This is a genomic window from Peribacillus sp. ACCC06369 (assembly GCF_030348945.1).
Taxonomy (GTDB): domain Bacteria; phylum Bacillota; class Bacilli; order Bacillales; family DSM-1321; genus Peribacillus.
Window position 1 is genome coordinate 3,305,164 of record NZ_JAUCEN010000002.1, and the last position, 21,463, is coordinate 3,326,626.

Sequence of the window (21,463 nt, forward strand, 5' to 3'; positions counted from 1 at the left end):
GATGAATTGTGACATATAGTTGTACATTAATCCTATCGTTCTAAGAAACAATTCTTTTTATTCACATATTGGATTCTTTTTTTGCTAATATAGATAAGTGAAAAAAAGGAGGGGTAAAAGTGGCATTTCATTATCCCAACGGACGAAGATTTGTACCGCAGGCTATGGAAGAAAAAAAAAGCCCACTAAAAAAAATCAGTTATAGCAACCGGGGAAAAACATTGGAAGACGATTTGAACGAAACCAATCAGTATTATTTAGCACACGGCATTGCCGTCATCCATAAAAAACCGACACCTATTCAAATTGTCGATGTCCACTACCCGAAGAGAAGTGCTGCAGTCATTAAAGAAGCCTACTTCAAACAAGCGTCGACCACCGATTACAATGGTGTTTATAAAGGAAAGTACATTGATTTTGAGGCAAAGGAAACGAAAAACAGCAGTTCGTTCCCACTGAAGAATTTTCATGACCATCAAATTGAACATATGAAACAGATCATTCAGCATGATGGAATTGCATTTGTCATCATCCGGTTTTCCGCAATGGATGATATATATCTATTGAGTTCTGAACAACTGAGTTTTTATTGGAAAAGAATGAAAGACGGTGGACGCAAATCTATAACTCTTCAAGAGGTTGAAAGCAGTTCACGAAAGATTACTCTTGGCTTTCAACCGAGAATTGACTATATTAAAGTAGTAGATTCGCTCATCGCAGAAAATTTTTAGTTTTTTTAGAAAGGCAGGTTAGCTGTAATGGCTGAAAAATATAATACGAGAGAAGAACGCCGAAAACAGAGTCAGACACAAAAAAAGGAACCGAAGAATGGACCTAAAAAGCCAACCAATATGCTTAAGCGCATTTTCCTTATACTAGTCACGATCGGAATTATAGGCTTGGTTGCAGGAGGAGCTGCAATGGCTTACTTTATAAGCGATGCTCCTAAACTTGACGAAAAGCTTTTGAAAGATCCAGTCACATCCAAAATTCTGGATGAAAACGGAAAATTGCTAGCTGAAGTCGGAACGGAAAACCGGGATTATGTAAATTATGAAGACATACCTGATCTTGTCGAAGAAGCTTTCCTTGCTACGGAAGATTCCCGTTTTTATGAACACCACGGGGTGGATTTCTTACGTCTGGGCAGTGCCGTCATAGCCAACTTCAAAAACGGATTCGGCTCAGAGGGTGCAAGTACATTGACCCAGCAGGTTATCAAGCGTTCTTATTTAACACCTGATAAGACCATTAAAAGGAAAGTCCAGGAAATGTGGCTATCCATTCAGCTTGAAAGAAAATATACAAAAGAAGAAATTTTCGAAATGTATGTGAATAAGATCTTCTTTGCAAACCGTGCCAACGGGGTCTTAACTGCTTCCCAAACTTATTATGGAAAAGATCTAAGCGAATTGAAATTGAACGAAGCGGCCATGCTTGTCGGATTACCGCAAAGCCCAAGCCGTTATGACCCTTATAAATACCCTGAACGTGCGAAAGAACGCCGTGATATTGTCCTGCACTTAATGAATAAACATGGATATATCACCGAAAATGAAATGAAAAGTGCACAAAGCATCGATATAACAGAAGGACTTCAAGAAATCGATAAAAGTCAAATCGATACGACTGCTTATGATGCATTCATCGATTTGGTAATTGAGGAAGTCGGAGATATGGGTGACTATAACGTCTTTACCGATGGTTTGGAAATCCAAACGACCATTGATAAAGATGCCCAGGAATATGTCTATAACATGTTGAACAGTGATGAAATCATTAATTATCCAAGTAAAGATCTCCAAGCTGGAGTCACCTTACTCGATACTGAAACTGGTGAAATAAAAGCAGTGGGCGGCGGCAGGAACACGACAGTTAAACGTGGCTGGAATTATGCAACGGATGCCAAGCGTTCACCTGGTTCGACCATTAAGCCAATTTTGGATTATGGTCCTGCCGTAGAATATTTAAATTGGTCCACCTACCATCAAATCAAAGATGAGGAATATAGTTACACTGATGGAACACCGCTTAAAAATGCTTCCGGGCGACATTATGGTACCGTAACGACTCGCGAAGCACTTGCACGTTCATTAAATATCCCTGCCTTAAAAACGCTTCAAGCAGTCGGATTGGACCGTGCGCGTGATTTTGCCACTGACCTGGGCATTCCTTTTGAAAAGGAAATAACAGAATCAGCAGCATTGGGTGGCGGTAAAGACGTTTCTACTCTTGAACTTGCCGGTGCATACAGTTCATTCGGAAACAACGGTATCTATAATGAACCGCATAGTGTGAAAAAGATTGTTTTACGTGACAAAACAACCATCAAAAACAAGACTGATTCGAAGCCGGTCATGAAAGATTCCACGGCTTTCATCGTGACGGACATGTTGAAGAGCGTAATGAAAGAAGCTTATGGAACAGGAAGGTTAGCCAATATACCAAATCTCCCAGTAGCCGGTAAAACGGGTTCAACCAATTTCACGCCTGAACAGCGTGCAGCGAACAACATCCCATCTTCCGGTGTAAAAGATAGCTGGATGGCGGGTTATACAACCAATTATACAGTCGCAGTATGGGCTGGTTATGATAATGCATCAGGTGAGAAATTGGAGTATCTGGGTGATTCTTCTCAAAGGATCCCTAAATCAATCTTTAAGAATTTAATGGAACATATGGCTCAATCAAAAGAAACGAAAGACTTTGATCAACCTGACAGCGTTGTAAAAGTTGGAGTCATAAAAGGTTCGAATCCGGCTGTTAAAGCCAATGAATATACACCAAGCAGTAAAATCACTTATGAATATTATGTTAAAGGTCACGAGCCAACACAAGTGACGACAGAATATGAGAAAATTGACTCACCAGGCATTAACGCTTCTTACAATCAAGAAAGTAATGCAATCAATCTATCATGGTCATATCCTAAAGGAAAAGCCCAATTCGAGGTTATGATGTCCGTTGATGGCGGAGCGCAGAGCGTGTTAAAAAAATCGAAGGATACTAGTTTAACGATCCCTAACCCAACCCCTGGAAGTAAATATACTTTCTCAGTGGTAGCGTTAGTGGATAACCAACAAAGTGATCCTGCAAGTACATCTGTCGAAATACCGGCTGAAGCGGCGGAACCTGAGGATACTGAAGAGGAGATTGAAGATCCGGCCGAAGGTGAAGATTTGGAACAAGAAACTCCTGCTGAAGGCGAAGAAGATAAACAAGATGAAGACAAAAATAACAACGGCAACAATGGAAATGGTAATGAGAATGGAAACACTGATAATAATGGCAATGGCAATGGCAATGGAAACAATACTGATGATGGAAATGGCAATAAGGATGATGAAGACGTTGAAGGCGGGGATCCTGGCACCGACCCTGGGACGGTAGAAGAAAAACCAGTCGAAACCCCTGACCCGGACCCTAATCCTAACCCGGACCCTGATCCAGAAAAAGAGAAAGACAAGGATAAAGAAAATCAAGATTGACTAAAAAACGTCTAAGCTTATAGCTTAGACGTTTTTTTTATTCTTATTTTTGATCATGAACTTCACATATTGTTTTTCAAATTCTCGGAACAATTCACTAAGTTGTCTATACGAATGGAAAGAAGCAGGTCTTTCAAGGATGAAAGACAGCCTTTCGGCCAGGTTCACCGGAATATGATTTAAAGATTTTATTTGTAGCCGGAAATCACTCAATACCACTGGCTTTCCATGCATCCAGAAGACTGCAGTTAAAAATAATCCTATACCCTGCTTCATGAGTCCCAAGGTCCGTCCCACTTTTCGCTCTGAAAATAGCAAGCTGCATTCTGTATCGATTCCCTTCCATTTTTCCATTAGTTCCTTTACATGAAAAGCCCCCTTAGTCCAAGGAGTATACGACTCAACATCATTATAGTAAAGTAACTCATACGGAAAAGCCTCGAATGGGATCGAAACACTCCACCCTGCATAGTGTTCTTTTTCCAAGATGGTTTCCTTTTCAGGGAAAAACAAAGGATGGGCCAATTCTGCGGGGACTTTTAATGATATGGACTGCGTCAATTGGCCTCTTTCCTTTTCATTCTTTTTTTTCCTTCACGGCATAATTCGAGAAGTGGGCAGGTTTCACATCTTGGTGACTGTGCCTTGCAATGATAGCGTCCAAAGAATATCAGGCGGTGATGCGTAACGGACCATTCATCCTTTGGTATCTTAGCCATCAACGTTTTCTCAACATCGAGGACACTATCTTTCCAACGGCATAATCCCAGGCGCTTGGAAACACGCTCTACATGGGTATCCACAGCTATCGCTGGCACATCAAACGCAACGGAAACGACTACATTAGCCGTCTTTCTGCCCACGCCAGGCAATTTAACAAGCTCATCACGATCTCTGGGTACTTCCTTACCGTAATCTTCGATCAGCATGCGCGACAACTTTTGTATGTTCTTAGCCTTGTTACGAAACAAACCGATTGAGCGAATGTCATTTTCCAACTCTTCTATCGGAACGCTTATGTAATCCTCAGGCGTTTTATATTTTTGAAATAAATCCTTAGTGACTTTATTGACTAATACATCCGTACATTGAGCTGACAGGGCAACGGCAATCACCAATTCAAATGGATTGGAGTGATTCAGCTCACAATGGGCATCCGGAAACATTTCCCCCATTGTATCCAGACAATATCGAATTTGAGCTTTATTCAACATATTGGTTCTCCTTCAATTTACATTACTGCTCGAGCCAGTTATAAAAAGGTACATCTTTCAATGGTTGTGCAGTTTCCGTCTTCCGATCCCTCTTTTGATGAACTCTAAATTTTTGTCCTTGCTCCCTTGCCTGTTCCAAGGTTTTTATTCCATTCTTTTTCCACTCGAATAAAATTCGATCAATGTATCGGAAATTCAATTTACCGGAAATGACAGACTCCCTAAGAGCTGACTTAATGATCTCAGGCTGATGGTCGTCCTCCATCCACATTGCCAATGTCTCACATTCAAATGGAGATAAAGGGCGGCCGAACTCCTGTTCAAAAATTGTATAAAGGCTCTCCCCCGCTTTTTGGACCTCAGCCGACTCTGACTGTTTCAAAGTTTTTAAGAAACAGTCCATCATTTTTTCATAAAGTGGAGACAACGAATATTTTTCCTGTCCGATTTCTTGACTCCCTTCAACAACCATTTCAACAAATCCCCTTTGAACCAAACGCTGGATTAGGAATAGACATTCCGTTTCCTGCAATGTCATTCGGTCAGATAGTTGGGATGGTGCAGGGAAATGGTTACCTTTATCGATAAAGCTTTGCAATTGTAATAATAGGACCATTTCTTGTTCATTCAGTCCCATTGTCTTATAGTTAGTCAACAAAAAGGATGGAATCGTTATCGTTCCTTCCTTAAACCACGCATATAAATGTTCTTTATTCATGTTTTTGGACACCTCTGATTAAGTATAACATGAATATGGCTCCCCGAATAAGCTTATAATTTTAACAAAAAACGGTTATCTGCCCAATATGACCAGATAACCGCTTCTTTAAGAGATCAAGGATATAAACGATTTAATAGACGTGGGAACGGAATGGTTTCACGGACATGTTCAACTCCACTGATCCAAGCAACAGTACGTTCTAACCCCAATCCGAAGCCCGAATGCGGTACAGATCCGTATTTTCTTAATTCCATATACCATTTGTAAGCATCTTCGCTCAAGCCATGCTCGTTGATTCTTTGTTCAAGCAATTCCAGATCATGAATCCGCTCCGAACCGCCAATTATTTCCCCGTATCCTTCGGGAGCGATCAAATCGGCACAAAGAACGACTTCTTCCCTGTCAGGAGCAGGCTGCATATAGAAAGGCTTGATTTTGGTTGGATAATGAGTTATGAAAACTGGCTTTTCATAACTTTCTGCTATTGCAGTTTCGTGCGGCGCCCCAAAATCATCTCCCCATTGGATATCATCAAATCCTTGTTCATGAAGGAACTTAATGGCTTCATCATAAGTAATACGCGGGAAAGGAGCTTTAATTTGTTCAAGCTTTGCTGTGTCACGGCCCAGGGTATTCAACTCAAGCTGACAGTTTTTCAATACAGATTGGATGATGGAAGATACGAATTGTTCCTGAACCTCCAGATTTTCTTTAAATTCGATGAAAGCCATTTCCGGTTCAATCATCCAGAACTCGATTAAATGCCGTCTTGTTTTGGATTTTTCTGCCCTGAAGGTAGGACCAAAAGAAAATACCTTCCCTAGTGCCATTGCTGCCGCTTCCATATAAAGCTGTCCACTTTGTGAAAGGTATGCATCCTCATCAAAATATTTAGTCGCGAACAATTCACTCGTTCCCTCTGGAGCGCTTCCTGTTAAAATTGGGGGATCGACTTTTACGAAACCTTCTTCATTAAAGAATTCATATGTAGCCCGGATTATTTCATTACGGATTTTCATGACTGCATGCTGTCGTTTTGAACGCAGCCACAAATGGCGGTTATCCATTAAGAATTCAGGACCATGCGCTTTAGGTGTAATTGGATAATCCAATGATTCATGAATGATTTCAATATCTTTCACTTGTAATTCAAAACCGAACGGCGAGCGTTCATCCTTTTGAATGACACCTGTTACATACATGGATGTCTCTTGCGAAACCGATTTCGCACGAGCGAAAACTTCTTCACCCACTTCAGCTTTCACGACCACTCCTTGAATGAAACCGGAGCCATCACGGATTTGAAGAAAAGCAATTTTCCCACTGGAACGCTTGCTGGCAAGCCAGCCTCCAATGGTAACTTCTTGATCGACGAATTTGCTAGCATCTTTTATTGTAATTTTCACGGAATTTACCTCCAAAAATAGCTTAACTTACTATGTAATTTACTCTACTTATTATACCCATAGCCCTGCTTACAAGCAAATAAATCAATTGAAGCGGAAGTTCCACGCCTTTGATATCACTTTCAGGTTTTTTGAGCGTATTCGCCAGATTGCATGGTAGATACTACACTAACGAATTTGCTGACATGGTAGCCGCCCAAGGCAGTAGGATCCCCTCGGTATATGTATCGATTGGCATTTCAGCTTTTAAAACTATGATTGAACCCTATCATCATAACTTTTAAATATCTGCTACAGGACCTGTTCAAATATCTATTTTCTTGTTCCCAGACCATTGATGGAACAACCACCTATAAGCAGTTATGTATGTGCTGTTGGGTAGAACAATGCCATTAGGTCCTTTCATCGTATTTGTAGCCATCGTTACCCAAAATAAATTCCTTAAAGTAATCACTTCCCCCCAATATAGGCACGAACACCCCTATATTGCCATTACAGTAGCATGCAGAGATTACAGCCATAAAGTCCAATTTTTTCGGATACTGTGTGCAGCCATGAATGCATATCGGTTCAACTACCCATTCTTAAGAATCTGAACCCAAAGGGAATTTCCACATTATTATAAGAGAATCCTCCTATGAGTTATGACCAAGGAAGATGTCTGGATGCTCTACTAACTAAATGTTCAAGACATTTTTCAGTTAAAACCAATCTTTTTAACAATTTTTGCATAATTATACTGAATAATCTAAAAATGTTGAACTTAAACAAAAAATCATATACGATATCATATATGATTAATAATAAATCAAGGGGTGAGTGTCCATGGCAAAAGCAAGAGTGAAACTACAAAAATCTGAATATTCTGAAGAAGTGGAAATATTGTCGAAAAAGTATTTATTAATGAACGGTGATAAATATGAAGTATCTCAAATAAAGTTGGATATCCCTATTTCAGGAACGGTATATGGGACATTATTAAACTATAAAGGATCATTGGATGCATTGAAGGAGAAGTTCCACCAAGCTCCTTATAATGAACCTCCTAAAGGGCCGATCCTTTATATTAAACCTAGAAACACGTTATCTTCTTTTTCAAATCCAGTTCCCCTTCCAAATGGCATACCTGCATTGGAAATCGGGGCGGCACTTGGAATAGTTATCAATAAAACGGCAACAAGAGTCAAGAAAGAACATGCACTGGATTTTATAGAAGGTTTTACGATCGCCAATGATATTAGCATTCCGCATGAAAGCGTTTACCGCCCTGCGATCCGCTATAAAGCACGTGATGGATTTTGCCCGATCGGTCCCTGGATCGTATTCAAGGACTCCATATCCAACCCCGATTCTCTAGGGATCCGTGTATATATTAATGGGGTGCTTAGGCAAGAAAATTCAACTTCAAATCTAATTCGCTCCATCTCCCACCTAATTGAGGATGTAACAGACTTCATGACTTTGAATCCGGGTGACGTCCTTTTAGTAGGAGTCCCAGAGAATGCACCACTGGCAAAAGCCAATGACCATATTAGAATAGAAATTGACGAAATCGGATATTTGGAAAATACAATCATTTCCGAAGAAAAACTATCAATGGAGGGAATTTTATGAAGAGAGCACGTATAGCCTATGCAGGTGCCATACATCAAGCAAGTGAATATAATGGCCAGCTCCAATTGGCGGATGGCCGGATTGTCCATGAGCAAGATGTTGTCTGGCTTCCCCCAGTGGAACCGCGGACTGTGTTCGCACTTGGTTTGAATTATGCAGACCATGCGAAGGAGCTTGCTTTTAAAGCCCCGGAAGAACCCCTGGCGTTCTTAAAAGGTCCCAATACCTTTATCGGCCACCGTGGGCAGACAAGACGGCCTGCTGATGCATCTTATATGCACTATGAATGTGAACTGGCAGTCGTCATCGGTAAAAAGGCGAAGAACATAAAGAAGGAAGAAGCCTTTAAGTATGTAAGTGGATATACCATTGCAAATGATTATGCAATACGGGATTATCTTGAGAATTACTATCGACCTAACTTAAAGGTTAAAAATCGCGATACCTGCACCCCCATCGGTCCTTGGCTAGTAGATGCCGAAGATATTACAGACCCTTCAAATCTTGCCATCAAGTCATATGTCAACGGAAAATTGACTCAGGAAGGCAACACGAAAGACATGATTTTCAGCATCGCTGATTTAATTGAATATTTCAGCAGCTTCATGACATTGAGTCCAGGCGATATAATATTGACAGGCACACCGGAAGGATTGGCGGATACTGCTGTAGGCGATGAAATCATCACTGAAATTGAAGGTATCGGAAAACTCGTCAGCACAATAGTCGGTGACGATATATTTACAGAAGGCGGGGATCGGCCACATTTAAAATCCATAATGAACGGAAGGGACTAATTACATGCCTCATATTATTATAGAGTATACGGATAATATCAAAGATGAAATCCAGATTGACAGCTTATTGAGCAAGGTGAATGATGTACTGATCTCCTATCCTTCGATCTTTCCAATTGGCGGCATCCGATCCCGGGCCATTGAATTGAAGCATTATCGTGTTGCCGATGGTACAGAGGATGATGCCTTTGTTCATGCCATACTAAAAATTGGCGCTGGCCGCCAGGATAGTGATAAAACCAAAGTATGTGACCAACTTTTTGAAACGATGGAATCCCATTTGGCATCCCTCTTTTCAAAAAGATATCTTGCCCTCTCCATGGAACTTACGGAATTCAGTGATTTTGGCACATATAAAAAAAATAATATTCATGATCGATATAAATAAATGAACTATTGGAATTCCGACTGTACAATAAAAGGCCTTCCCGATCATCGGGAAGGCCTTGAAATGATCGGATACCGCTACCGGTCTCAGTTGATTTCTGCAAGATGTTCAGTACGGTTTAAGAACTCCTTGACACGATCCACATATTCCTGTTTATCATAGCCGTTATATAAAGCGCTGGCCATACGGACCGGATCCCCAAAAAAGAATCTTTCGTACAGTGTTTGCCTGGTTCCAAATGAACTCATGCATACATCCCATGCGAGGCGATACAATTTAACCCTGTCATAGGCTCCACCATTAGCGGCCTGAAGATATTTATCCAAATCCGGTCGAAGCTCCGAATTGAAATCGGCTTCATTAGGTATCGCCATTAAGCCACTAGCACCAAGAAGCTGCATTATTTCACTGAATCTAGGGTAAATCTTCGGATAATAATTACGGGCTATGTTTAACGGTGTGAAATCAGGTGTCATCATTCCCCACTTATCCACTTTCGCGTTTGCTTCCGAAGCTGTAATGAAAGCTTTTACCGTTTCAAGGGCTATGATGACTTCCGAAATTTTCTCCTGAACATGCTGGTATTGCCCTATATTGATGGTCTCCACCATTAGTTGCAAAATCCCTAGAACGAACTCGGTTTTGACGATATTCTTCGATACTACCTGATGGGTCATATGAACAACCGCATTGCTTTCATTATAAGCCTGGTTGCAAATGCCGACATCCCCATATGCAAATACCCGATTCCAAGGAACAACTACATCATCAAAAACGATAATCGAATCCATTTCCTCAAATCGTGAACCAAGTGGATGGTCGAAATGTGATTTTCCATAGTCAAATGATTCACGACAGATGAATTTTAACCCCGGTGTATTATTTGGTATGGAGAATGCGAATGCATAAGGGTTTTCTTCTTCAGATTGTTTAAGCAATGTTGAAGGGAAAACCATGATTTCATCCGTAATTCCTCCTTGTGTAGCTAATAACCTGGCTCCCTTTATAATAAGCCCTTCCGAATTCTTGCCGGCAATCCGGGCAGCGATGTAAGGGTCCGGAAGCTTTGCCGCACTAACTCCCCTATTTACCTGTGGTTGAATCAGGGTATGTGTCAACGACAAATCCTTTTCCCGGCAGAGCTCATAGTAATCTTTCATATTTTTCGCAAATGCCGAATCCTGGTTGCCGAACATATCCGCCGCAGAACCGTACGCCATCATCCCACTGTTGATATAATCAGGGGAACGTCCCATCATTCCATTATTATGTCTTGCCCATTCTTGAATCATTTTCCTCCTTTTTTCAAGGTCTTCCTTAGTACGGGGCTGCATGAATGAGGTTCCTACTCTTTCATTGGAAGTTGGTGAAATATAAGTCATGATGTCTTCTTTCCCAGAATCATGTTGGAGGTCATATAATTCCGCCTGTGTTTTCATGACCCCTTTAAAAGCTGGATGTTCACTGATCTTATCCTCTACTTGCTCCCCATTGATCCATACATTCGCCTTTGCTTTGTCTACCCTATTAATATATTCTTTACCCGTTTTTGCCGGCATGATTGTATCCCCCTTCAGCATCAATAAACGAAGCGCTTACAAATGAATAATTTCAAAAGTTCAATTAATTAATAGAATTGCAGTTAAGTGTGTGCTGAACATGAATGATATCCAAATCCATCTACAAGAAAGGTTCCATTAAAAATTTCAGTAAGCAGTTCTTCCATAATATAGCGGTTTTCCATTTTATATTCACCAGTTCATTTTTTCCCTTAACCGGTAAACAGTTGGTATGATCGGATGAATTGTTTATCACGGAAACGTGAACACATGCATAGTCACTCCAAAATCAGAGTCAACGTTAGCTTTGACGAGACGCTCATTCATTCACCCTATATCCGCGCTGCAATCAGATGATGAATTCAGGCTTGCTTTTTTCCAGGATCGGTTCTTCAAGAGTAACTTCTTCACCTGATATAATATCAAGAACAGCGGAAGCCTCATCAAACCATGAATCCGGAGCTTTGGCTCCCCAGAATGTCTGACGCCTTGGATCATTCAAATCCCAATGGATTGGTTCTGTATCTGGGTCGGACGTTAAGTAATCCCCATTGTATAATTCGATCCTATGACCGTCCGGGTCTCTTAAATATAGGAAAAATGCATTGGATAGGCCATGTCTTCCGGGGCCGCGTTCGATGGACTGTGCATATCCGAGTGATGCCAGCACATCACATGCATGGATAAGTGCAAGGGGATCTGGCAGAAAGAAGCCTACATGATGAAGTCTTGGACCGATTCCGTTCATGAATGCCTGGTCATGGACCGTTTGTTTTCTATGTAGCCATGTCGCCCATAATTGACCCGACTCATCAACAGTATCTTCCGAACAGGCAAAACCTAATTCCTTCACATAAAAATCATGGGCTTTTTGCACATTTGTTACACTACAATTCACATGATCGATCCTTTGGACCCTTGAACCCCTATGCAAATCGAATCGTTGCAGCAATCTCTCGGCTTTATCCATTTTGCTGAAAAATTCCACTGGCAATCCGGAAATATCCTGAACTCGAAGCGATTTGCCTAATGCATGCTGTGTTCCTTCTTTCATCCACTTCATTTTCATCCCCTTTGAAAGGAAAAAAGATTCCAATTCTTTAAGGTCTTCCTCTTTTTCAACTTTGTATCCTATCGCTTCAACGCTTGGCTTTTTTGCCTTTTTCAAGATAAGCGAGTGATGATGCGCTTCCTCTAAACCACGTAAATAAATGTGTTCATTTGTTCTTTCCGTTTCAACAAAACCTAAAGCATCCACATAAAAGGCCCTTGATTTATCTAAATCTGTTACATTAAGTATCGTTCTCGCAACACGAATAATAGAAAAATTCATAGTATTCTCCCCTTCTTTTGAAATCCGAATTATTTTTCAGCAGAAGAAACGGCATTTCGTTTCGAATCCCCGAATTTTGGAATATGGTGTTCTCCAATCGCCACGTGGATAACTTGTGTTTCTGTATAAAATTCAAAGCTATAATGGCCACCTTCACGTCCAACCCCACTATATTTCGATCCTCCAAATGGTATCCGTAAATCTCTTACATTTTGAGAATTCACCCAGACCATCCCACTATCGACAGCTTGAGCAAATCTATGTCCTCGTTTCATATCATTGGTCCATACATAAGCAGCAAGCCCATACTTTACATCGTTGGCCATTTTCAGTACTTCCTTTTCCGTCTTGAAAGGAATGACTGCCATGACAGGTCCAAAAATTTCTTCCTGTGCTACCGTCATATCATTTGTACAGTTCAAGAGAAGCGTCGGGGCGATAAAATTCCCTTCTTTAAATTCACCCGGTATGACACCGCTTACAATTTCTGCCCCTTCATCTTTTGCTATATCCAGATAACGGGAGACATTATCAAAATGATTCCGATGGATCAGCGGTCCAATTTCCGTTCCTGCTTCCATTGGATTTCCAATTTTGATATTATGAACACGTTCCTTCAATTCTGCAACGAACTGGTCTATTATCGATTCATGGACAAATAACCTGGAATTAGCCGTGCAGCGCTCCCCATTGAATGAATAGATTCCCCAAACCACTGAATCCATGGCCTTTTCCAGATCGGCATCTTCAAAAATGATAGCTGGTGATTTACCTCCGAGTTCCATGGAAAAACGTTTCATTGTATCCGCACCATTTTTAATGATTTCAGCGCCAGTAGTCGTTTCTCCGGTAAAGGATATCAATTGGACATCAGGATGGGCGACCAAGGACGCTCCTGCTGTCTCCCCAAAACCGTGAACGATATTGAATACGCCTTTTGGCAAACCGGATTGGTCCACGATTTGAGCCAATTTATTAGCTGTCAACGGAGACCATTCCGCCGGTTTAAGGACACATGTATTACCTGTAGCCAGAGCCGGGGCGATCTTCCAGGTTTCTAACATGAAAGGCGCATTCCAAGGAGTGATCAATCCCGCCACTCCTATCGGTTTATGAATCGTATAATTAATGAAAGTGTCATCCACTTGATACGATTCTCCTATAAGCCTGCTTTTCACCATTTCAGAATAAAAACGGAAATTCTCCGCTCCCCTTGCAGCCTGTTTTTTTGTCTGGCTAATCGGCAACCCTGTATCAAGTGATTCCAAGTAGGAAATTTCTTCGGCATTTTCTTCAATTAAATCAGCAATCCTATTAATGTATTTCAATCTTTCTTCCACTTTCATCTTTCTCCATGGACCGTTATCGAATGCATCTTTTGCAGCAGCTACCGCTAGATCAATGTCCTGTTTAAACCCTTCTGCCACAATATTGATTACTTGATTATTAAAAGGGCTAAGATTTTCAAATGTTTTCCCTGAGGTACCATCAACAAATTGACCATTGATGTAATGTTGGACATCTTGCACGGGATAAGTTGGCATGATAAATCCTCCTTAATAATTAATTCGGGAAGAAGCCAAAAATAGTATGAAATTCTGCTACCTTCCCAATCTACCAATTATGAGCCGATCACTTGGTCAATAAGTCCGTATGATTGAAGGGTTTCACGCAGTTCCTTTTCTAATGGTTCCGAAGGCGGGCCCATAGGCGGCCTTAATGCAGGATTGATTTTTCCCATCATCCCCATCGCTGCTTTTAAAGGTCCTGGATTTGTTTCTTTAAACAAAACATCATTCAATGGCATTAATTTATAATGGAGGTCCAGAGCCTTATTCACATCACCTTCCACCCAATGGTTATAAATTTCCGCCACTTCTTTAGGAGTGATATTGGCTGTAGCACTTATATGTCCAGCTCCTCCTATAGCCAGCATTGGATAGCATAATAATTCTATGCCTGAATATAAGAGAAAATCCCTTCCACAATTCAATAAGACACGGTTCACATGTTCGAAATCCTTATTAGATTCCTTTACACCAATAATATTTTTACAATCTTCAGCAAGGCGTGCCAATGTCTTCACTTCTAAATTCGTCGCCGTTCTTCCAGGAATGTTATAAACGATAAGCGGGATGTCAACAGAATCAGCTACTGTCTTAAAATGATTGTAAAGTGCCTGTTGATTTGGCTTATTGTAATATGGAACGATCACTAAAGCAGCATCCGCCCCCATTTCCTGTGCCCTTTTTGTCAAATGCAACGTTTCTTTCTGATTAGCAGATCCAGTACCAGGAGCTACTGGAACACGGGAATTTGCTGTTTTAATGGCCGTTTCCATCACTAATTCCCGCTCCTCAATCGTTAGAGAACTGGGCTCGCCTGTAGTCCCGCATACCGAGATTCCATGGGAACCGCTTTCAATATGCCAGTTTACCAGATTTTCAATTGCTTTTACATCCACTTCCATCTTGTCATCAAACGGAGTGATTACAGGAGCGATGGATCCTCTTAAACGGCTTTTGATTTCTTCGTACATTTTTCCTACCACCTTTTCATTATTTGAATATTCGGAATAATATAAGTGAAAAAATCGGCCTTGCTTTTATAAATAATCGATCGACTATTATAAAACAAAGCCTTGATCATCAAAGTGCCTGATCGTGATTAGTTTCCGACCTCTGCTTGAATGTACTTATGGCATTCAGTTTATGCTTTCTCACCAATGATTCAATATCTTCAAAAGACGCTTTTTCCTTTAAAAGCTTTATGATGCTTTCATGTTCAAAAATGGATTGGACTGCGCGTTGCGGCACCATGGTGAACATTGACTTTCTGACTCTATTCATTCTTTGTTGCGCCTGTTTAATTTCCTCAATTAAAAAGGAATTTCCGCACCTTTCATAAATTTCAGCATGAAAACACTCGTTTAACTTACCAAACAGCTCTAATTCAAAGTTATGGAGGGCTTTTTCCATTTCTTTGTTTAATTTAATTAGATTTTCAAAATCATGATCATTCATCGTTAAAGAACTGAGTGCGGCTGCATAGCCTTCAAGCAAAGATAAAACAGAAAGAGTTTCAATGTATTCGCTCTCATTTATGCTTGTAACCACTGCTCCACTATAAGGCTTATATTGAATAAGGCCGTCAGATTCAAGTTGTCTGATTGCTTCCCTGACAGGAATCGGACTTAAACTAAGTTCTTTTGCCGTTTGATCGATAATGATCCGCTGTCCAGAACCGTATGTTCCATCCAAAATTAATTTACGAAGGTGTTCATAAGCAATTTGCTTTTTGCTGGGGTTTTTGTTTTTATCTTCCATATTTTCATCATATATGAAATCATATATGATTGCAATCGGTTTTCATTAAAAATCATATATGATTTTCCTTTTTCCTTTGCAAGCTTGATTTGCATTATATAATGTTCAGTTACCTATGAAAGGTTTGATGTGATAAAAATTCCCTTTAAATGGGAGGGGTATTAATTCCACTAAAAAAACCTGCAGACCCTGTTGTAACCAGGTAGTCTGCAGGTTTTTAAAAAAATTATGCCATTTTTGATGTAACGAATGAATGGATTCTTTCAACGGCTGCTTCCAGCAATTCCAATGAAGTTGCATAAGAGAGTCTGATGTTATCAGGTGCACCAAATCCTGAACCTGGAATAACAGCCACTTGTGCTTCCTCCAGCAATGCAGTCGTAAACTCTTCGACATTGCTGTAACCCGTTAATTCAACTGCACGTTTAACGTTCGGGAATAAGTAAAATGCCCCTTGTGGTTTAATGCAGCTAATGCCCGGAATCTCAACCAATTTATCATATATCTTATTCAAACGGCCTTCAAATGCCTGACGCATTTCTTCCACAGGCTCCTGCGAACCTTCATAAGCAGCAATCGCTCCATATTGAGCGGTTGTCGTAGGGTTGGATGTGCTATGGCTAGCAAGGTTCGTCATTGCCTTAATGATGGACTCTTCACCGACTGCATAACCAATTCTCCAGCCAGTCATCGAATGGGATTTAGATACACCATTGATGATGATCGTTTGCTTTTTCAATTCCGGTGAAATCTCTGCAATGGATGTATGTTCAGCATTTCCATAAACCAACTTTTCGTAAATCTCGTCGGAAACGATCAAGATATCATGAGCTAGGCAAACTTCCCCGATAGCCGCTAGTTCTTCCCTGGAATAAAGCATGCCCGTTGGATTGCTTGGCGAGTTGATGATAACAGCTTTGGTTTTTTCGGTAATCGCTTGTTCTAATTGTTCCTTAGTGATTTTATATTGGTTTTCTTCCGTTCCGACAACATAAACTGGCTTTCCGTCAGCAAGCTTGATTTGCTCAGGATAACTTACCCAATACGGTATCGGAACAATCACTTCATCTTCTTCATCCAGGATCGCTTGAAACAATGTGTAAAGTGCGTGCTTTGCACCAGAGCCAACTAAAATTTCAGAAGGTTTGTATTCCAGGCCTTGATCACGCTTCAATTTAGCTGCAATTGCTTCTTTTAGCTTCGGCAGACCAGCGGATGGCGTGTATTTTGTTTGACCTTCATTCATGGATTGAACGGCTGCATCTATAATATGTTGGGGCGTATTATAGTCTGGTTCACCTGCCCCCAAACCAATTATATCAAGACCTTGGGCCTTAAGTTCCTTTGCTTTTGCCGTGATGGCCAATGTTGTTGATGGGGTTAATGACTGAACCCGGTTCGCTAATTTCATTGTAAATTAATCCTCCATTCTAAATGCTTCGATAATACTTAAGCCATTCCCCAGTTTTAAAATCGTAATAATCATAGTTAAAACGCTCTGATTCATCAAGATAAGTTACTTCCCAAAGCGGAACGTTCTTTTCCATGCCTAGCTTAACTGAAATGATTTTTTGGGGATTGAGCTTTTCATTGACAATGCTTAAGATTTCTTTTTTTGATTTACCATCTTTATAGTTTTCCACTACTATTTCTTTCTTCTTGTCCTCAGGAAGCCAGACTATTTTTTTAGTCCCTTTTTCTCCCTTACCAATGATGACAGAGTATGAATCCTGCCCATTATAAAGGTAGAAATCTTCCATAGTCACAAGGCCGCCCTCTTCCTTCGCCTTTTTAAAAGCCTCATCACCAGCTTCTTTTTTAGGCTGCAACGCTTTAATATATGCCCCGCTGACAAATCCGATAAAACAAAGGACCAGGATAGAAGCAATAATCAACCATTTTTTCAAAGCTGCTTTTCCCTCTTTCTATGTACGATAAATTGTAAATATCGCTTTTTCTTGATCTTCGGAATCCAATGCCAGACCGAACATTAAATCATCTTTTTTCAATGTTCGGTTCAAAGAATCCACAATTTTATACAGATCAGGAGAATGTTGCAACCTGACTGTTGAAATTACTTCAATTTTACTTTCCATGAAAACGCCCCTCCATTTTTAAATATTGTCAACAACCACTGGTATGAAAAGGATTTGAAGGCTTTACCACCTTTCACATTATACCAGTTCATAAGTTATTTTTCTTTATAAATTGATAAAAATTCAATTGGATTAATGAATAATCTAAAGATTCTTTATATCCACTCTTCTATCATATCAGCCATTTCTATTATTGAGGCTTGATGCCAGTCGACTGCCGGAATGGCCTTTTGAAATTCGGGACCATATTTGGCAGTGACGATGCGGCGATCAAGAATAACCAAAATCCCTTTATCTTCTGGAGTTCGTATAAGCCTGCCGAATCCTTGTCGGAACCTTAACAGGGCTTCAGGTAAAGAATACGCAGAAAAAGCATTACGCCCTTGCTTTTCGAGAAGTTGGCATTTTGCAGCTGTCACTGGTTCATCCGGAGGAGAAAAAGGCAGCCTGACAATGATTAAACAAGATAAATCCTCGCCTGGTATATCGACGCCTTCCCAAAGGCTGGTTGTCCCAAAAAGGACGGCTTTTTCGAAATTTTGGAAATTCCTGAGCAGCCTCATACGGCTTCCACCAGAAATCCCTTGTGCAAACAGGGTGAACTCATCCAGGACACCAGTGTCTTTAATGGAATGATACGTTGCCCGCAGCATCTCATGGGAGGTGAACAATACCATCATCCTGCCTTTAGCTGCCTGAGCGGCGGCAATAATATGGTTTGCTGCGGTTTCCGAGAATTCCTCCACCGTTAAGCAATTGATATCCGGTATATCATTTGGAACCACAACCTTTACGAGTTCCTTATAAGGAAAGGGCGAAGGAAAACTCGCTGTCTGAATAAGCTCATTCTCTAAACCGAGTTGTTCTTTAAAATAATTAAAAGAATCCTTCACCACAAGGGTTGCTGATGTCATGATGACACTTTTTTGGCGCCCGAAATAGGAATCCCATAACCATTTACTTCCTGAAATTGGCTGAACCGTAAGAGTCACCCCGTGCTGAGGTGCTGAATTCGTATAATCAAGCCAATAAATATTTTCTTCATGAGGCTTAATGAAAAATTCATGTAGGGAGTCCCTGGTATCCTGCAAATGCCCAAGCAGCACTTCAATATCATTTAAGTAAAATAATGAATTTTTACCCAAGGGGGACTCTTTATTCAATAAAAGCGCCAATCTTTTCTCTAATTCCGTGATGATATAACCTAACAAGTCAACCAATCGCTCAGCCACCAGGATCGCTTTACCCCATCTGCCATCATCTATTTTGAATGAAAGCCGTTTCGGACTCATGGAACGGGAAAGTTTTTCCGCCTGACTGGAGATGTAATAAAAAAGCTGTTCGAATTCATAGGAAAAGTCACTAAGCTTTTGATCTAATTCATGCGAAGACTTCCCATCCGTCAGTCCATTATTTAAGAGTAACCTGTCCAATTTGTACAATAATTGCTTTTGATCTGATGTCCCTAGTCTATTCAAAACCGTCTTCACCGAAATATAATTAAGCCTGCTCCCAAGCTGTTTAGATGCAGCCTGTTCCAAATGGTGTGCTTCATCGAGTATCAGATACCCTTTCTTGGGAATCAAAGCGTCTTCTGTAAGTAGATCCGTCATTAAAAATGAGTGATTAGTGATGATGATATCCGCCTTGGTCGCCGTTTTTTTTGCCCTTCCAAAAAAATCCAATTCTAGCCAAGGCTGTTTTAAACCGGCGTATGTAAGACCATCACTTTGCAGCCTATTCCAAAACAGTTGACCGCCGCTTGTGAGATTCAATTCATCTTTATCGCCTGTTACGGTTTCCGTAAGCCAAACCAATATCTGCATTTTAGTTAATGCCGTTTCATAATTATCTTCCTTTTCACGCAATGCCCTTTCGAACTTTGCCAAGCTCAAATAATTACTTCTTCCCTTTAACAAAACAGCTTGAAAGGTAAAAGGAAGGATTGACTTAAGCTTAGGGACTTCGTTTTGGAGAAGTTGATCCTGTAGCTGAAGCGTATACGTCGAAATGACGACCGGTTTTTGATGTTTTCTTGCAAAATAAACGGCTGGAAGCAGGTAGCCTATGGATTTTCCAATACCTGTCCCAGCTTCAATGATTGCATCTTGGCTGGATTCGAAGGAATGGTGAATCATGTTCATCATATCAAGCTGACCGCTTCTTGCTTCAAAAGCAGGGAATGCACTTTGGAGCATGGAGATTTTTCCCTCATCATCGAGCGGGAATTCTGACTCCGTGTCTTTATGGTCACTCTCTTCTTCGGCCTTTTTAAATGCAAGGCCCCTATAAGTTATAAGATCTGGTGAATGGACTTCTGCTTTAGCAAGTTTGCTTGCTATGCAAGCATCTATCAATTCGGAAATTTCACTTTGTAAGGAATAAGATAATCGATATAATTGTTTAAGCGTCATCACCGGAAGATTCATCAGCTTTTTTTTCAATTCCAATAATAATAGAGCGGTGGCATATGCATCACTATCCGCTTGATGGGGCCTGGAATGATCTAGGTTTTCTTCTTTAGCCAGCTGGTGCAGCTTATATCCATCGGATGTTGGCTTTAATATTTTCGCTAATTCTACTGTATCAAGGGTGGAACCATAAAACGGCTCAAACCCACAGCGTACTAGTTCTTCCTGTAAAAAAGATAAGTCAAATAAAACATTATGGGCAACAAAACAAGCCCCTTCTATCAGCCGGGCAATATTTTCTGCGACATCTTCAAAGTCAGGTGCATTTTTTACCGTCTCGTTGCTTATTCCGGTCAATTCTTCAATAAACAAGGAAATTTCCTGTCCAGGGTGGATGAATGTCGAGTATTCATCCACAATTTGGTCATTTTCGATGACCACGCCAGCAAATTGAATAATTCTATCCCCTTTTTTCGGAGAATTCCCTGTTGTTTCCAAATCGACCACTACATATCGTTGCATCATGAATTGTACACCTCAAACTTCGCTTTCTCCACTTCCTGATGGAATTCTCTTATCTTTTTTATACCATAATAATCGTAATAAAGGAAACAAGCCGTTCATCATACCTATTCTAAAACCCGTTCCACCATTCATCATCCGCCGAAAAGGGCCGGCACCTGTGCATGATTCTGCACAAGTGCCGGCCCTCCGCTTACATGATTGTAGCTGCAGGTTCTTTTGAAATCAGTTCAATGATTTTGTTATTTTCATCCATGATCGCAACTTTTGGTTGGTGATCTCCCAGTTTATCCTCAGCAACCATCACATAAGAAATGATTATCACGATATCATCCGGCTGCACCAGTCTTGCTGCCGCTCCGTTCAAACACACGACACCGCTCCCCCGTTCACCCGCAATCACATACGTTTCAAGTCGAGCACCATTATTATTATTCACGATGGTGACTTTTTCATTAGGCAGAATACCCACCGCATCGATTATGTCTTCATCAATTGTAATACTGCCAACATAGTTCAAATTAGCTTCAGTTACCCGTGCACGGTGGATTTTTCCATTCATCATCGTTCGAAACATCACATTTCCCC

Annotated in this window: 19 protein-coding genes; 5 read left to right on the forward strand and 14 right to left on the reverse strand. The window is 40.7% G+C overall.

The annotated features are described in order from the left end of the window. Positions 1 to 119: 119 nt before the first annotated feature. Together recU and QUF78_RS16825 are read left to right on the forward strand one after the other, a co-directional pair. Positions 120 to 731 carry a Holliday junction resolvase RecU gene (gene recU, locus QUF78_RS16820; RefSeq protein ID WP_289325573.1) on the forward strand — a complete coding sequence of 204 codons (612 nt, stop codon included), beginning with the start codon at positions 120 to 122 and terminating at the stop codon, positions 729 to 731. Positions 732 to 758: 27 nt separating this feature from the next. Continuing rightward, positions 759 to 3,488: a penicillin-binding protein 1A gene (locus QUF78_RS16825; RefSeq protein ID WP_289325574.1), complete on the forward strand. Its 2,730-nt coding sequence runs from the start codon at positions 759 to 761 to the stop codon at positions 3,486 to 3,488. A 24-nt stretch (positions 3,489 to 3,512) separates the two neighbouring features. Here QUF78_RS16825 and QUF78_RS16830 read toward each other — a convergent pair whose 3' ends face one another. From QUF78_RS16830 to asnS, 4 genes are all read right to left on the reverse strand, one after another. Continuing rightward, the gene (locus tag QUF78_RS16830; RefSeq protein ID WP_289325575.1) at positions 3,513 to 4,049 is read right to left on the reverse strand and encodes a YpoC family protein; all 537 of its coding nucleotides are present in this window, start codon (positions 4,047 to 4,049) and stop codon (positions 3,513 to 3,515) included. Next, on the reverse strand, positions 4,046 to 4,702 hold the full coding sequence (gene nth, locus QUF78_RS16835; protein WP_289325576.1) for an endonuclease III: 657 nt from the start codon (positions 4,700 to 4,702) through the stop codon (positions 4,046 to 4,048). The genes QUF78_RS16830 and nth overlap by 4 nt, the downstream gene beginning before the upstream one ends. A 22-nt stretch (positions 4,703 to 4,724) precedes the next feature. Then, a complete protein-coding gene (locus QUF78_RS16840) occupies positions 4,725 to 5,420 on the reverse strand; it encodes a DnaD domain-containing protein (protein ID WP_289315865.1) in 696 nt (231 codons plus the stop codon). 116 nt (positions 5,421 to 5,536) lie between these two features. Beyond that, on the reverse strand, positions 5,537 to 6,829 hold the full coding sequence (gene asnS / locus QUF78_RS16845; protein ID WP_289315864.1) for an asparagine--tRNA ligase: 1,293 nt from the start codon (positions 6,827 to 6,829) through the stop codon (positions 5,537 to 5,539). A gap of 825 nt (positions 6,830 to 7,654) precedes the next feature. Here asnS and QUF78_RS16850 point away from each other — a divergent pair. From QUF78_RS16850 to QUF78_RS16860, 3 genes are read left to right on the forward strand one after another with little or no spacing between them, the layout of a single operon-like run. Beyond that, complete coding sequence (locus tag QUF78_RS16850) at positions 7,655 to 8,443, forward strand: fumarylacetoacetate hydrolase family protein (protein WP_289325577.1); 789 nt, start codon at positions 7,655 to 7,657, stop codon at positions 8,441 to 8,443. After that, positions 8,440 to 9,240, forward strand: a complete 801-nt coding sequence (locus QUF78_RS16855) for a fumarylacetoacetate hydrolase family protein (RefSeq protein ID WP_289325578.1) — start codon at positions 8,440 to 8,442, stop codon at positions 9,238 to 9,240. The genes QUF78_RS16850 and QUF78_RS16855 overlap by 4 nt, the downstream gene beginning before the upstream one ends. A 4-nt stretch (positions 9,241 to 9,244) precedes the next feature. Next, positions 9,245 to 9,628: a 5-carboxymethyl-2-hydroxymuconate Delta-isomerase gene (locus QUF78_RS16860; protein WP_289325579.1), complete on the forward strand. Its 384-nt coding sequence runs from the start codon at positions 9,245 to 9,247 to the stop codon at positions 9,626 to 9,628. A gap of 86 nt (positions 9,629 to 9,714) precedes the next feature. Here the strand turns inward: QUF78_RS16860 and hpaB are convergent, their stop codons facing one another. The 10 genes from hpaB to panD form a co-directional block, all read right to left on the reverse strand. Further along, positions 9,715 to 11,187, reverse strand: a complete 1,473-nt coding sequence (gene hpaB, locus QUF78_RS16865) for a 4-hydroxyphenylacetate 3-monooxygenase, oxygenase component (RefSeq protein ID WP_289325580.1) — start codon at positions 11,185 to 11,187, stop codon at positions 9,715 to 9,717. A gap of 349 nt (positions 11,188 to 11,536) precedes the next feature. Further along, the gene (hpaD, locus tag QUF78_RS16870) at positions 11,537 to 12,520 is read right to left on the reverse strand and encodes a 3,4-dihydroxyphenylacetate 2,3-dioxygenase (protein ID WP_289325581.1); all 984 of its coding nucleotides are present in this window, start codon (positions 12,518 to 12,520) and stop codon (positions 11,537 to 11,539) included. A 29-nt stretch (positions 12,521 to 12,549) separates the two neighbouring features. Next, the gene (gene hpaE / locus QUF78_RS16875; protein ID WP_289325582.1) at positions 12,550 to 14,064 is read right to left on the reverse strand and encodes a 5-carboxymethyl-2-hydroxymuconate semialdehyde dehydrogenase; all 1,515 of its coding nucleotides are present in this window, start codon (positions 14,062 to 14,064) and stop codon (positions 12,550 to 12,552) included. A 77-nt stretch (positions 14,065 to 14,141) separates the two neighbouring features. Next, positions 14,142 to 15,059, reverse strand: a complete 918-nt coding sequence (gene hpaI / locus QUF78_RS16880) for a 2,4-dihydroxyhept-2-ene-1,7-dioic acid aldolase (protein WP_289325583.1) — start codon at positions 15,057 to 15,059, stop codon at positions 14,142 to 14,144. Between the two features lie 109 nt (positions 15,060 to 15,168). Next, positions 15,169 to 15,846, reverse strand: a complete 678-nt coding sequence (locus QUF78_RS16885; RefSeq protein ID WP_289325584.1) for a GntR family transcriptional regulator — start codon at positions 15,844 to 15,846, stop codon at positions 15,169 to 15,171. A gap of 226 nt (positions 15,847 to 16,072) precedes the next feature. Further along, on the reverse strand, positions 16,073 to 17,257 hold the full coding sequence (locus tag QUF78_RS16890; protein ID WP_289325585.1) for a pyridoxal phosphate-dependent aminotransferase: 1,185 nt from the start codon (positions 17,255 to 17,257) through the stop codon (positions 16,073 to 16,075). A 19-nt stretch (positions 17,258 to 17,276) separates the two neighbouring features. Next, positions 17,277 to 17,741, reverse strand: coding sequence for a cell wall elongation regulator TseB-like domain-containing protein (locus QUF78_RS16895; protein ID WP_289325586.1), 465 nt, complete (start codon positions 17,739 to 17,741; stop codon positions 17,277 to 17,279). Positions 17,742 to 17,771: 30 nt separating this feature from the next. Then, positions 17,772 to 17,942 carry a YpmA family protein gene (locus tag QUF78_RS16900; RefSeq protein ID WP_064505144.1) on the reverse strand — a complete coding sequence of 57 codons (171 nt, stop codon included), beginning with the start codon at positions 17,940 to 17,942 and terminating at the stop codon, positions 17,772 to 17,774. Positions 17,943 to 18,097: 155 nt separating this feature from the next. Then, on the reverse strand, positions 18,098 to 20,878 hold the full coding sequence (gene dinG / locus QUF78_RS16905) for an ATP-dependent DNA helicase DinG (protein WP_289325587.1): 2,781 nt from the start codon (positions 20,876 to 20,878) through the stop codon (positions 18,098 to 18,100). A 190-nt stretch (positions 20,879 to 21,068) separates the two neighbouring features. Continuing rightward, positions 21,069 to 21,452 (reverse strand): aspartate 1-decarboxylase, encoded by a 384-nt coding sequence (gene panD, locus QUF78_RS16910; protein WP_289315852.1) that lies wholly within the window; start codon positions 21,450 to 21,452, stop codon positions 21,069 to 21,071. Positions 21,453 to 21,463: the final 11 nt, after the last annotated feature.